The sequence below is a fragment of the Kaistella solincola genome (assembly GCF_000812875.1).
Taxonomy (GTDB): domain Bacteria; phylum Bacteroidota; class Bacteroidia; order Flavobacteriales; family Weeksellaceae; genus Kaistella; species Kaistella solincola.
This window is the reverse complement of record NZ_JSYK01000003.1, coordinates 1,122,599-1,136,656: the sequence shown is the minus strand read 5'-3', so window position 1 is coordinate 1,136,656 and position 14,058 is coordinate 1,122,599. Positions and strand designations below refer to the sequence as shown.

Genomic DNA, 14,058 nt, shown 5'->3' with positions numbered 1-14,058 from the left:
CTTAATTTAAATTTTTCATGACATCAACCAAAACCTGAACACTTTCTATGGGCAACGCATTATACGTGCTGGCGCGATAACCGCCTAAACTGCGGTGACCGTTTAAACCGTTAATTCCGGCTTCTTTCCAGGCGGTGTCGAATTCTTCTTTTTTAGAGTCATCCAATAATTTGAAAGAAACGTTCATGAGTGAACGGTCTTCTTTTTCGCAGAAAGTTTCAAATAAAGGATTTCGGTCAATTTCCGCATAAAGCAAGGCTGCTTTATCGATATTTCGTTTTTCAGCGGCTTCAATTCCGCCGTTATTTTCTAGATGCTGTAAAGTTAAAAGCGAAGCGTAAACCGGGAAAACTGGTGGTGTATTGAACATGGATTCTTTTGCAATCTGGAGAGAATAATCAAGATAAGAAGGAATATCCCGGCCAGTTTTGCCTAAAATTTCCTTTTTAACCACAACCAAAGTGGTGCCCGCAGGACCCATATTTTTCTGTGCTCCGGCGTAAATAAGATCGAATTGTGAAAAATCAATTACGCGCGAAAAAATATCAGAACTCATATCGCAAACCATCAGCGTATCCACTTTCGGAAATTCTTTCATCTGCGTGCCGTAAATCGTGTTGTTCGACGTGCAGTGGAAATAATCATATTCGCTGCCTACGGAATAATTTTTCGGGATAAAGGAGTAATTTTTTTCTTTTGAAGAACCGACGATATCTACAGTACCCATTTTTTTTCCTTCCTTGATTGCGCCGGCTGCCCACGTGCCGGTGTCAAGGTACGCAGCTTTGCCGTTTTCTAATTTCATGAGGTTAAAAGGAACCATCACAAACTGTAAGCTTGCGCCGCCACCAAGGTAAAGTACTTCATAATCATCACCCAATTTCATTAATCGCTTTACAATCGCGCGCGCTTCATCCATTACGGGAACAAAATCTTTACTGCGGTGCGAAATTTCTAAAAGTGAAAGGCCGATGCCATTAAAATCGAGAATTGCTGCTGCGGATTTTTCGAAAACTTCTTGAGGTAAAATGCAGGGGCCTGCGCTGAAATTGTGTTTTTTACTCATGGTCGATGATATTTAAATAAATAATATTTCGGAAAAAATGGTCGTAAAGCGGCAAATTTTTGGTTATAAAACCGCGGTTATTCGCCGTGTAAAAAGGCTTTTTTCTGCAGCAGACTTTCCTCGGACTCTACATGGTCTTCATCTGGAATACAGCAGTCTACCGGGCAAACCGCCGCACATTGTGGCTCTTCATGGAAGCCCATACATTCGGTACATTTATCGGTCACGATGAAGTAGATATCGTCGCTTACCGGTTCCTGCGGTGCATCAGCATCGATGGTTAAGCCGGATTTCATAACTACGGTCCCTTTCAATGCCGTTCCGTCGGAAGCTTTCCAATCTACGGCGCCTTCATAGATGGCATTGTTCGGACATTCCGGTTCACAAGCACCACAATTGATACATTCGTCTGTTATTTTGATAGCCATTGCTACTTTATTTTTTAAATTTGCACAAAATTACTAAAAATCCCCCAATTTTCCACACAATGAAGCTACAAAAACAAATTTCAGGCCTTTGTAAATTAAGCAGTTATATTGAGGATTTTTTAGAAAAAAAAGTAGAAAATTATAACGAAATTGATGAGGAATTTTTTGCAGTGTTGCGAAAATCGGAAATCGAAAATCCATGGTTTACGCTTGAAAATCAAAAATTTGCTCTAAAGCAGTGGGCGGAATTATTGAAGGAAAATTCGCTCGAAAACTGGCTTTCAAAATACAAACCGGCAAAAAAACCCAAAAAAGTCGGTTTAATTTTAGCAGGAAACATCCCAATGGTGGGATTTCATGATGTAATTTCGGTCGTTTTAAGCCAACATTTTCCGCTTATTAAACTATCGTCGAAAGACAAACGCTTGATGCCTTTTCTTTTGAGTAAATGGAACGAATTTTCTGAGGGAAATGTTCCTTTTGAATTCGTTGAAAGATTACAGAATTTCGATGCGGTAATCGCAACGGGCAGTAACAATACCGCACGTTATCTGGAATATTATTTCAAAGATTCTTTGAACATCATCCGGAAAAACCGCACATCAATCGCAGTTTTAAAAGGTGATGAAACAGCGGAAGAACTTCAGCTTTTAGCCGAAGATATTTTCAGGTATTTCGGTTTGGGTTGCCGAAATGTTACTCGATTTTTTATTCCCGAAGATTTTATTATTGACCGGCTTTTTGAAAGTTTTGTTTATTTCAAAGACATCATCAACCACAACAAATACGCGAATAATTATGAATATAACCGTGCGATTTATCTGCTGAATCAGGAAAGATTCTGGGATAATAATTTTGTGATGCTGAAAGAGGATGCTGATCTTTTTTCGCCGCTTTCTGTGCTTAATTTTACGCGTTATAAAAACATCGAGGAAGTCAAAGAATTTATAGCAGAAAATAACCAAAATATTCAGGCTATAGCAGCGAAAAATGAATTGGGCTTAGATTCCATCGAATTTGGCGAAGCACAAAATCCTTCGCTATCAACTTACGCCGATCACGTGGACACCATGGCGTTCTTAGAAGTAATTTAATTAAAATCGGGTCTTACTCGGATTCAAAAAAGTAACAAAAACCATCACCTGATCAGCGAATTTTTTCTCGATAATTTCGGTGATATTGGTGAGTTCGATCTCTACAAAGTCCTGGCGTTTTTCGGCATCGGAAAACATCAGCAAAAGGTTGGTGTTCTGACCTTCTGAAACCATGTCGCTTTCCACTTCAGAAAGAATATATTTTTTAACATCCAAAAGATTTTCTACCATCTGGTGCAGTTCCGTTGTGAGGTAATCGGACCACTGGTCCTGGATGTCTGCTGTGCTGTGAAAAGTGACGCTTAAAAGGCTCATTTTTTTTAAATTATTTTTATGGTTGCCGGGATTTATTTGGTGCAAAATTCGGGTTTTTTTTCGTAATTTAGCACGTTGTTAAAATCAGAATTTAGAGAAGGTTCAGGCATCATTATAACCGCTTGACTTTCATTACATTAAAATATTATGCATACAGAAGGAGAAAGGTTAATTCCTATCAACATTGTTGATGAAATGAAATCCTCTTATATCGATTATTCGATGTCGGTCATTGTGTCCCGCGCGCTACCCGATGTAAGAGATGGCTTAAAACCCGTACACAGAAGAGTTCTTTATGGGATGTACGGCTTAAATGTATTTTCGAACAGAAAACATTTAAAATCAGCCAGAATCGTGGGTGATGTTCTTGGTAAATACCACCCGCACGGTGATACTTCAGTGTATGATGCGATGGTAAGAATGGCGCAGCCGTGGAGCTTGCGTTATCAGCAGGTAGACGGTCAGGGTAACTTCGGTTCCGTTGATGGCGATCCGCCGGCAGCGATGCGTTATACCGAAGCAAGACTTCGAAAAATTTCAGATGAGATTTTGGCCGATCTTGATAAAGACACCGTAGATTTCCAGAACAACTTTGATGATTCCCTTACGGAACCAACCGTAATGCCAACCAAAATTCCAAATCTTTTGGTGAACGGAACTTCCGGTATTGCGGTAGGTATGGCGACCAATATGGCGCCGCATAACCTTACGGAATCAATTGATGCAATTTGTGCGTACATTGATAACCGCGAAATAACCATTGATGAGCTCATGAAGCACATCATCGCACCCGATTTCCCGACAGGTGGAATTATCTATGGTTACGATGGTGTTCGCGATGCTTTACATACCGGTCGCGGCCGTATCGTTTTACGTGCAAAAGTAGGTTTTGAAGAAATCGGTAACAGAAACGCAATTATCGTAACGGAAATTCCGTATCAGGTAAACAAGGCGGACATGATTGCCCGTACTGCAGACCTTGTTAAAGATGAAAAAATTCCGGGTATCTATGAAATCCGCGACGAATCTGACCGTCAGGGGATGCGCGTTGTTTATGAACTGAAAAATGACGCTATTCCGAATGTTGTTTTAAACACGCTTTATAAATATACTGCTTTACAGACTTCCTTCAGCGTAAATAATATTGCGTTGGTAAAAGGCCGTCCGGTACAGCTGAACGTTAAAGACATTATTCATCATTTTGTTGAACACCGCCATGAGGTAATTGTTCGCCGTACAAAATATGATTTGAATAAGGCCCGCGAAAGAGCCCACATCCTTGAAGGTTTCATGAAAGTGATTGGAACTCAGGATGCTCTGGATAAAGCTATTTCCATTATTCGTCACAGTTCGAATCCCGCCGAAGCGAAAGATGGTTTGATGACTGAATTCGAACTTTCCGACCTTCAGGCGCAGGCTATTCTTGATTTAAGATTGGCTCGTTTAACCGGAATGGAGCTTGATAAAATCCGTGCGGAATATGATGACATTATGGCATTAATCAATGATTTGGAAGATATTTTAGCTAATGAGCCAAGAAGATATCAAATCATTAAAGATGAAATGCTGGAAATGAAAGAAAAGTACGGAGACGAAAGACGTACTGAAATTGATTATTCCGGTGGTGAAATGTCCATCGAAGATTTAATTCCGGATGAAAAAGTGGTTTTAACTATTTCTCATGCAGGTTATATTAAAAGAACTTCACTATCCGAATACAAAGTACAGAGTAGAGGAGGCGTTGGAAACCGTGCTGCAACCACACGTGATGAAGATTTCCTTGAATATATTGTAGCAGCAACCAATCACCAATACATGCTTTTCTTTACGGAAAAAGGTAAATGTTTCTGGTTAAGAGTTTTTGAAATTCCGGAAGGATCAAAAACGGCGAAAGGTAGAGCGGTGCAGAATTTAATTAACATCGAACCGGATGATAAAATTAAAGCTTACATCCGAACCAATGATCTGAAAGATGCGGAATATGTAAACCAGATGAACGTAGTGATGATTACCAAAAACGGAACCATCAAGAAAACTTCACTGGAAGCATACTCCAGACCTCGAACAAATGGTGTAAACGCTATTGAAATCCGCGAGGACGACCAGTTATTAGGTGCAAGACTTACAAACGGACGTTCTGAAATCATGATCGCTACGCGAAAGGGAAAATGTATCCGTTTCCCTGAAGAAAAAGCGAGAGCCGTAGGACGTGGTTCTATCGGTGTTCGTGGTATTACCTTAGACGAAGGCGATGAAGTAATCGGGATGATTGTCGTAGAAGATGTTGAAAACGAATCTGTTTTGGTAGTTTCAGAAAAAGGTTACGGAAAACGTACCGCGGTAGAAGATTACCGTGTGACAAATCGTGGCGGAAAAGGCGTAATTACCTTAAATATCACCGAAAAAACCGGAGATTTAATTGCAATTCAAATGGTAACCGACGATGATGGTTTAATGATCATCAACAAATCCGGCGTAGCCATCAGAATGGGAATGGACGAAATGCGCATCATGGGACGAAATACACAGGGTGTAAAGGTCATCAATCTGAAGAAGAATGATGAAATTGCAGCCATCGCAAAAGTTGAAATGGATAAAGAAGTAATCGTTGATGAAACTGAAGCTTCAGCAGATTTTGAAGGTGGCGAAAATGGGGAAGATGATGTAAATTTAAATCTCAATCCAACTTCTGGTGATGAAATCCATCCAACCCGGGATACTCTAGATTCTACAAATGAAACCGAGGAAGAATAAATAGCAACCATTTAATTTAAAACTAATGAAAAAAATATTTTTAAGCGTCGCAATGCTTACAGCTGTGTTCACATTTGCACAGAAAAAAGAAATTGCAGCAGCCGTAAAAGCCATTGATGCCGGTGATATTGCAGCAACTACCGCTCAGCTTGCGCAGGCAGAAAGTGCAATGGGAAACAAAACATACCTTTTGGAACCTGCACTTTTAGAGCAGTATTACTACGCGAAGGGTTTATCGCTTTTAAAGTCAGGTAAATCTGCAGAAGGCGCATCTTACCTAGCAAAAATTACTGATCTTGCCAAAAATAAAATTTATGTTGGTAAAGATTCTTCTAAAAACAAAGTGTACTATGTTGGTAAAACAGCAGCTGACGCTTCCGGTATTCAGGGCTTGAAGGAAGAAACTTATGTTCCTACTTTGATGGGAAAATTAGGTACATCTATAAATCCGGTAATCGAAGCGGCAAACAAAGCAGCTTTAGCAGCCTATAACGAGAAAAAATACAGCGTTGCAGCACCAAAATTTAGAGAAGTTTATGAACTTTTGAGCGCAGCAGGTCAGGATAACAAAAAATACCTTTATTATTCCGGATTAACCTACGCTTTGGGTGACATGAAAAAAGAAGCAACTGATGTGTATATGGACTTGATCAACTCCGGTTACACCGGAATTGAAACTACCTACACCGCAAAAAACAAAAAGTCTGGTGAGGTAGAAAATCTGGAAAAATCCACCTGGGAACTCTACAAAAAAATGGGTGCTTCCGGAGATTATTCAGATTTCAAGACTGAAACATCCAAAAGTCTGGAGCAGGAATTATATGAAACAACAGCAGCTTTGCTTTTGGATTCCGACCGGTCCGATGATGCTTTAGCTTTTATCGAAAAAGGTCTGAAAAAATTCCCGACAAGTGCGAAATTGATGGAACTGCAGGGAACAGCTTTTTATAAATCCGGTAAAACCAATGAATTTGTTTCCAACCTGAAATCGCAGTTGGCGAAAAACCCGAATGATGCCAATAACTGGTACAACCTTGGAGTTTTACAAAGTAAAGATCCTGCAACAGTAGCAGATGCTGTTGCTTCTTACAAAAAAGCGTTGGAAGTGAAGCCGGATTTAATTCAGGCGCACCAAAACCTTACCTATCTTACAATGGGTGATGATGCAAAAGCTACCGAAGATTACAATACCGCACGTAAAGCCGGAAAAACCGAACTTGCAAATAAAATCATTGAAGCAAGAAGAGCCAGATTAGCCGCTACATTACCGTACGCAGAAAAATGGTATCAGTACGACAGCAATAATATCGACGTCGTGAGTTTGCTTAAAGGTCTGTACCTTTCTACAAAAAACGAAGCTAAATACAAAGAATTTAAAGATAGAGAAGCTGCCATGTTAGCGGCTCAGAAATAATTTTTTTTTAAGTTCAATTCTTTAAAGTATACTGAACCTTTTTCAGTATACTTTTTTTGTGCGTAATTCCTGAAAAATTTGCCGATTTAACGGCTAATTTTTTTTAAAGTCTGACATTCTTCGTAAATTCACGTCAAATTAAAGATTATGACATCATCAGAAAAAATAGCCGTGCTGCGCCAGAAAATGGCAGAAAATAATATTGATGCTTTTATTGTGTATTCCGCCGATCCCCATATGAGCGAATATCTGCCGGAAGAATGGCAGGAAAGATCTTGGCTCTCAGGCTTTACCGGCTCTGCAGGTTTTGTCGTAATCACCAAAGATAAAGCAGGTTTGTGGACGGATGGCCGTTATTTCGTGCAGGCACCAATCGAGCTGGAAGGTTCTGGTATCGATCTTTTTAAAGATGGAATGGATGGAACTCCGAATTATATCGACTGGATCATTACCGAAATTCCGGAAAATGGAACGGTCGCAGTAAATGCTTTAGCAACTTCCAATACCAACTGGGAACTTTTGCAGGAAAAACTTTCCGCAAAAGGCAAAAATTTGGTCGATTTGCCGCTTTTAAAAGAAGTCTGGAAAGACCGAAGTACCGGTGCACCGAAAAACCCGATTTTTGTTCATCCGATTGAAAGAGCCGGAAAATCGGTGGCTGATAAACTCGCCGACATCCGCCAGAAAATGGAGGAGGTTGAAGCTTCCGTACACATTATTTCAAGTTTAGATGATGTCGCCTGGACGCTTAATTTACGCGGCAGCGACGTGCAGTCCAATCCCGTTTTCCTTGGCTATATCATTTTAACGAAAAACGAAACCAAATTCTTCGTAGATCTGGAGAAACTCGATACCGACGCGCGCGAGCAAATGCAGGAATGTTGGGTAAAAGTGCTGCCTTACGACCAGTTTTTCGACGAATTAAAAACCTATAAAGACGAAAAAATCCTTATTTCGCCAAACAGCAATCAGGCAATTTTTGAAGCTTTAAAAGACCAAAATACCTTCATCAAAGCAGCTGTTCCTGGTAATTTAATGAAAGCCATCAAGAACCAAACTGAACTCGAAGGTTTCCGCACCGTGATGCAGCGTGATGGCGTAGCGATGGTGAAATTTCTTTACTGGCTTACTCATCAAGCCGGCAAAGAACCGATGACGGAATTTTCCATTGGTGAAAAACTTCGCGGTTTCCGTGCGGAAGGTAAAAATTTCGTCGGCGAAAGTTTTGGCAGCATCGTGGGTTACCGCGAAAACGGCGCCATCATGCACTATTCCGCGAAAAGAGAAGGCAGCAAAGAAGTCACCAACCAGGACACCATTTTGGTGGATTCCGGCGGTCAGTATCTGGAAGGAACTACCGATATCACTCGAACTTTAGCGCTCGGCACGGCGTCGGATGAATTCCGTCACAATGCAACCTTGGCCCTGAAAGGCCTCATTCAACTTTCGATGGTTAAATTCCCGAAAGGTACGCGCGGCGTGCAGCTCGACGCTTTTGCGCGACTTGCGCTGTGGATGGAAGGTAAAGACTACAACCACGGCACTGGCCACGGTGTCGGCAGTTTTATGAACGTGCACGAAGGTCCGCAGAACATCCGCAAGGACATGAATATGCAGCAGCTGATTCCGGGCATGGTTTTGTCCAACGAACCCGGATTTTACTCCGATTATAACTACGGCATCCGTCACGAAAACCTCATCGCCGTGCGCGAAGTAGAAACTACGGATTTTGGCACCTTCTACAATTTTGAAACCCTCACGGTCTGTCCTTTTGATCGCAATGTCATCGCTGCAGAACTGCTCACGGAGGCGGAAAAAAACTGGCTCAACGAATATCACGCGTGGTGTCGCGAGAAACTCGAAAACGATTTGGAAGGCGAGGTGAAAGACTGGTTTTTAGACCAGGTGAAGCCACTGTAAAAAATTAAAAAGTGTAGATTTTTCTACACTTTTTTTATTGGGGCGTGCCCCTCGCAGCCGCATTTTCCAGCCGCGCGGGTCGGGCTCTTCATTGCAATCTTTTTGTTTTTTCCACACCTTTCCCGGCGCGAAAAAACAAAAAGGATTTCCATTGCCATCCCTCACGCAATAACCACAAGTTATACCGGCTAATTGGGTGTTTTTTAATGAATTTTTGCCGTAAAACTCGCTGCTACAATTGTGCTTTTTTGGCGCTCGCTTCGCTCGCGCCTTCCCGGATTTTTTACGGGCTATTCGGCCTCTTTTTTCAATTTTCCCTATTAGCAGGGGCTGCCATGTTGTTGCTACTTTACCTTCCAGCTTTCAATATGTAGCATTTTTATTTCTTCCAAAAGCTCACCTTCAGCCGGACCGCGAACGTCAACATTAACTATAATCTCCTCTACAGGTAAAAAATTTATCCTCGCTGGCGGTTGCTGATATTCATTTTTCCATTCACCTAATTGCTTTGCAGAACTCAGATAAACCAATGCGCCCAAACCAACCAGGCCGTGTGCCGCGGAACACATGGGACAGTGCTCACCGCTAGTGTACATGGTGATGGCAGCTCTTTCTTCTTCGGATAGGTTTTCCACTGCCCAACGCGCCAGCTCGATTTCCGGATGTGCCAGCACATTTTTTTCGTTCACGCGGTTGTGGTCTTCTGCGATGATTTTTCCTTCTTTGTCAACTAAGATGGAACCGAACGCTTCATCTCCCGCGTCAACTGCTAAAGCGGCAAGTTCTACACATCTTTTTAAATATTTTTTATCGGCTTCTGTAATATTTTTTTTCATTTTTATTAAATTTTTAGCTGCTTAAATAGCAATTTTTTGCTTTTCTCCACCTTCACATTTCACACTTCATCCTCCACCCTTCATCCCTCATCCATCATCTTTCCTCCTCAAATCCAGGTTCTTTCCAAAAAATTCAGTGTATTTTTAAAGCTTATTTTTTCGACCTGTTCCGCACCAAAAATCCGCTCGAAATTTGAATTGATGTTTTGATATTCACCCGCATTGTCGTGTTCTTTAAAATAAAAAGGCTGCCGCGACTGGTCCGAATGGCTTTTCGTGTAGAAATAATCGGCGCCGTAGCACATTGCGTTTTCACCGCCCAATTGTAGTCCGTGCGCGACGTGTTCTTCCAAAGCTTCCACTTTTTCCGGATTTACAAAAGCGCGGATGAAATTCAGGCCGATTAAACCTTTTTGGTGAATAATTTCTTTTGCAATTTCATCAGGCAAATTTCTGTTGTGTGCAAAAACTTCGCGGTAATTGGAATGGCTTGCGATAACCGGAACTTTAATATTTTCTTTGGAGATGTAATTCAAAATATCGTACGCCAACGCGTCACTTGCATGCGAAAAATCAATCGCGATATTTCTGCCGTGCAGATAATCGATCAGCGCTTTTCCGTCGTTTTTCAAACCTGCTGTTGCAAAGTTTCCACCACCGAAACGATTTTCGGTATGATGCGTAAGTCCGATGTATAAAATTCTACCGGTATTTTCGATGATTTTTTCCAGATTTCTAAAACCCTCTTTCAACGGCATATTTTCATCACAAAAAGCCGAACCGTTTTCCACCGCCGCAATCATTCCGACTTTTTCATAACTTCCAAAATCCGCAAGATGCTTTTTTTCAAAAGTATAGAAATCGGTTTTTTCTTCGTTTAAATCCCGGAAAATTTCACTTTGTTTCAAACCAAATTCCACGCTTTTGGGCTCGGTCGCTGCAAAAATCGCCAGCACCTGCAGCTTTACGTTTCCCGTTTTTAAATGCGGAAAAGCACAACCAATATCATCTGGGTTGTTGATGTCAGAATTCGGTTGGGCGAGGTAACTCAGCAAGTCGCAATGCAGATCTATTACAGCATTTTTCATATTCAATTTCAAATTTTCATTTTAACCAATTCACAAATTTACCAAAAAAAAGACCGAAAAAATTTCCGGTCATTTGCGCTTTTTTTTGCGTTTTAGCGCGAAATTTTCTAAAACTGATTTCCACATTTGTTTCAAAGCGCTGGAAAGATATTTTTGAAAAATTGGCCGTTCTAGGCGGAATTTTTTTAAGCAACTTCGAAATGTTATAATTTAAGAAAAGACATTTTTCAAAAATTGGGTGTTTTAGCGCGGAATTTTTTAAAAACACCTTTTCGTCGCGGCGAAGAATGGTGGCCTGAACTTCTAGCCCCGGTTGTAGCGGCATCCTTTTATCGGCGGCGCGTCAGCGCCGCCGATAAAAGATACAGCGGAAAACGGGTTGGAATCTTCGGAGAAGCGAGATTTCTGTTGCTTCTAATGACCGGAATATTTCCGTAATTTTGCGGCATGAATCAAAATACGATCTGTGCGATTGCCACCGCGAACGGTGTGGGCGCTTTGGGAATTATCCGCCTTTCGGGCGCGGAAGCGGTGAAGATTGCGCAACGGTGTTTTAAAGGCGCAAACCTGGAAGAAGCGGCGTCTCATACGGTGCATTATGGGTATATTTATGAGAACCGAGAGCTGAGAGCCGGGAGCCAAGAGCAAAGAACCGAGAGCAAAGAACCAAGAGTAAAGAGCCAAGAGCAAAGCGCCAGGAACCAAGAGGTGAGTGCTGAAAGGGAAATTGAGCTGATTGATGAGGTGATGGTTGCGGTTTTTCGGGCGCCAAAAACTTTTACCACCGAAGATGTGGTGGAAATTTCGTACCATGGTTCGCCCCATATCGCCAGAAAAATTTTGGAAGTTTTGGTGAAAAACGGCGCACGCCTCGCAAAAGCCGGTGAGTTTACGATGCGCGCTTTTATGAATGGCAGAATTGACCTCGCGCAGGCAGAATCCATCGCAGATTTAATCGCTTCCGAAAATGAAACGTCACGCAAAGTCGCGCTGAACCAGCTGAAAGGTGGAATTACCAATGAGATTTCGGTTTTGCGCAATGACCTGCTGAATTTCACTTCGCTCATTGAACTGGAACTGGATTTTGCTGAAGAAGATGTGGAGTTTGCCGACCGCACCGCCATGAACAGTCTGCTACAAAACCTGCGCACAAAACTGCGCGCGCTGATTGAAAGTTTCCAATACGGAAATGCGCTGAAAAACGGCGTGGAAGTGGCTATCATCGGGAAACCAAACGCGGGGAAATCTACTTTGCTGAACGCTTTGCTGAAAGAAGAAAGAGCCATTGTTTCGGAAATTGCCGGAACAACACGCGATACGATTGAAGAAGTGATTCACCTGAAAGGAACGGCTTTCCGCTTTGTGGACACCGCTGGACTTCGCGAAACCACCGACGTTATTGAGAAGATTGGCGTGACAAAAGCGAAAGAAAAAATTGCTTCTGCGAAAGTGCTGTTGTACCTCTACGACGAACAGGATTCTACGACGGAGGAGGTGATTGCGTTCGTGAAGGAGTTTCATCGCGAGGATCTGAAGATTGTGCTGATTCATAATAAAGTGGATTTGACCAATGACGAAATCCCGAACGAATTTGATCGCATTTTAACGGAGGAACTTTTTCCGGACTACTGTGACCAAATTTTGCGGATTTCAGCCAAGGAAAAAACGGGCATTGAGGCGGTAAAAAATGTGCTGACCGACTACGTGGAAAATCTGAAAGATCACGAAAGTAATGTAATCATTACCAACCAAAGACATTACGATGCTTTAGAAAAATCGCTGCAATCTGTATTACAGGTGGAAGAGGCGGTACGCTCCGGCATTCATACCGAACTTTTGGCTTATGAACTTCGAAACGCCCTTGAACATTTGGGGGAAATTTCAGGTGAATTTACCAATGATGAGGTTTTGGGTAATATATTTTCGAAGTTTTGTATCGGGAAATAAATTTATAATAATCTTAAAATCCTGAATTTTAGCTATTTTAAGCCGCACAAAAAGTTGAAATAAAACAGCGAAAGCACTATTTTTCCAGATTATCTAATCACCTTCACAAAAAATAAACACTGAGTTTAATTAAAATGCAAACGCTGTTTCTCAAATTAGCCTCCTGGGAGCGGTGGGACTGGCGTATAAAATACGTGCCGATTCTGCCCGTGTGGGTTTGGAACTGTCTGCGCGCCAGGTCTTTTTGGTTTTTTACACCTTCAAATCCAAAACTGGTCTTTGGAGGTTTCGAGGGAGCCACCAAAACATCGATCTACGAACATTTACCGCCCGGAAGTTTTCCCAAATCGCTTTTCGTAAAGGCGCAGACCTCTTTTTCCGAAGTTGAAAACTCCATAGAAAACCAATTTACTTATCCTTTTATCGTAAAACCGGATATCGGACGCATGGGATTTATGTTTCGCATTATTCACAACCGCGCGCAGCTGTTGGCTTACAATGGCGCGATGTCTGTGGATTACCTTATTCAGGAAAAAGTAAATTATCCGCTTGAAGTCAGCGTTTTCTATTACCGCTTTCCGAACAAACATTGCGGCACCATCACTGGTTTTGTACGCAAGGAATACCTGCAGATTTGTGGAGACGGAAAATCTACTGTTGAGCAGTTGATGTTGGCCAACAACAGAGTAAGCGCACGAATTCAGGACATGAAAATCCGACACAAAGACCGGCTGCAAATGGTTTTAAAAGATAATGAAACTTTATGTTTGAGTTATGCTTTAAACCTCAGCAAAGGCTGCCGTTTAATGAGTCTGGAGCATGAAAAAGATGATGCTTTGCACCAGGTTTTTGATAAAATCAGCTCGTATTCTGATAGTTTATTTTACGGGCGGTTTGACATCAAATGTGCTTCGGTAGACGATTTAAAAGTTGGTAAAAATTACTCAATTATTGAATATAATGGCTGCGGTGCCGAGCCACATCACGTCTACGGAAACGGAAATTCATTGCTTAAAGCTTGTAAAATTTTGGCTGAACACTGGCTAATTTTGGCTCACATCTCCAGACATAACAGAACCAATGGAGTGAAATACGATAAGTTTAAACAAGGCTGGAGAACCATGATAAATTGCCGCAAACATTTTGCGAAGCTTAAAAAGCTTGACGCTAACTTCCCGGAATTTCACTAAAGCTTT

General features: G+C 41.7%; 11 protein-coding genes. 6 read left to right on the top strand and 5 right to left on the bottom strand.

What is annotated here, in order from left to right; all coding sequences use genetic code 11:
• Nucleotide 1: 1 nt before the first annotated feature.
• Both serC and OA84_RS09285 read right to left on the bottom strand, forming a co-directional pair.
• On the bottom strand, nucleotides 2–1,066 hold the full coding sequence (gene serC, locus OA84_RS09290; RefSeq protein ID WP_039345144.1) for a 3-phosphoserine/phosphohydroxythreonine transaminase: 1,065 nt from the start codon (nucleotides 1,064–1,066) through the stop codon (nucleotides 2–4).
• A gap of 77 nt (nucleotides 1,067–1,143) precedes the next feature.
• Nucleotides 1,144–1,494: a 4Fe-4S dicluster domain-containing protein gene (locus OA84_RS09285; RefSeq protein ID WP_039345141.1), complete on the bottom strand. Its 351-nt coding sequence runs from the start codon at nucleotides 1,492–1,494 to the stop codon at nucleotides 1,144–1,146.
• Between the two features lie 59 nt (nucleotides 1,495–1,553).
• Between OA84_RS09285 and OA84_RS09280 the strand changes: the two genes are divergently transcribed.
• A complete protein-coding gene (locus OA84_RS09280) occupies nucleotides 1,554–2,588 on the top strand; it encodes an acyl-CoA reductase (protein WP_039345139.1) in 1,035 nt (344 codons plus the stop codon).
• Here OA84_RS09280 and OA84_RS09275 read toward each other — a convergent pair whose 3' ends face one another.
• Nucleotides 2,589–2,903, bottom strand: a complete 315-nt coding sequence (locus OA84_RS09275; RefSeq protein WP_039346016.1) for a DUF4286 family protein — start codon at nucleotides 2,901–2,903, stop codon at nucleotides 2,589–2,591.
• A gap of 147 nt (nucleotides 2,904–3,050) precedes the next feature.
• On the opposite strand from OA84_RS09275, the gene gyrA reads away from it, so the two are divergent.
• The 3 genes from gyrA to OA84_RS09260 all read left to right on the top strand — a co-directional run bounded on the left by gyrA (nucleotide 3,051) and on the right by OA84_RS09260 (nucleotide 8,991).
• Complete coding sequence (gene gyrA, locus OA84_RS09270; protein WP_039345136.1) at nucleotides 3,051–5,657, top strand: DNA gyrase subunit A; 2,607 nt, start codon at nucleotides 3,051–3,053, stop codon at nucleotides 5,655–5,657.
• A gap of 25 nt (nucleotides 5,658–5,682) precedes the next feature.
• A complete protein-coding gene (locus OA84_RS09265; RefSeq protein WP_039345133.1) occupies nucleotides 5,683–7,071 on the top strand; it encodes a tetratricopeptide repeat protein in 1,389 nt (462 codons plus the stop codon).
• Between the two features lie 147 nt (nucleotides 7,072–7,218).
• Nucleotides 7,219–8,991, top strand: coding sequence for an aminopeptidase P family protein (locus OA84_RS09260; RefSeq protein ID WP_039345129.1), 1,773 nt, complete (start codon nucleotides 7,219–7,221; stop codon nucleotides 8,989–8,991).
• 344 nt (nucleotides 8,992–9,335) lie between these two features.
• On the opposite strand, the gene OA84_RS09250 is transcribed toward OA84_RS09260, so the two are convergent.
• Entirely contained in the window at nucleotides 9,336–9,827 is a 492-nt protein-coding gene (locus OA84_RS09250) for a nucleoside deaminase (RefSeq protein WP_039345124.1), read from the bottom strand.
• 107 nt (nucleotides 9,828–9,934) lie between these two features.
• Nucleotides 9,935–10,915, bottom strand: a complete 981-nt coding sequence (locus OA84_RS09245; protein WP_039345123.1) for a dipeptidase — start codon at nucleotides 10,913–10,915, stop codon at nucleotides 9,935–9,937.
• A 447-nt stretch (nucleotides 10,916–11,362) separates the two neighbouring features.
• Here OA84_RS09245 and mnmE point away from each other — a divergent pair, with 447 nt between their 5' ends.
• Both mnmE and OA84_RS09230 read left to right on the top strand, forming a co-directional pair.
• The gene (mnmE, locus tag OA84_RS09235) at nucleotides 11,363–12,862 is read left to right on the top strand and encodes a tRNA uridine-5-carboxymethylaminomethyl(34) synthesis GTPase MnmE (protein WP_039345117.1); all 1,500 of its coding nucleotides are present in this window, start codon (nucleotides 11,363–11,365) and stop codon (nucleotides 12,860–12,862) included.
• Between the two features lie 134 nt (nucleotides 12,863–12,996).
• Nucleotides 12,997–14,052, top strand: a complete 1,056-nt coding sequence (locus tag OA84_RS09230) for an ATP-grasp domain-containing protein (protein WP_039345114.1) — start codon at nucleotides 12,997–12,999, stop codon at nucleotides 14,050–14,052.
• Nucleotides 14,053–14,058: the final 6 nt, after the last annotated feature.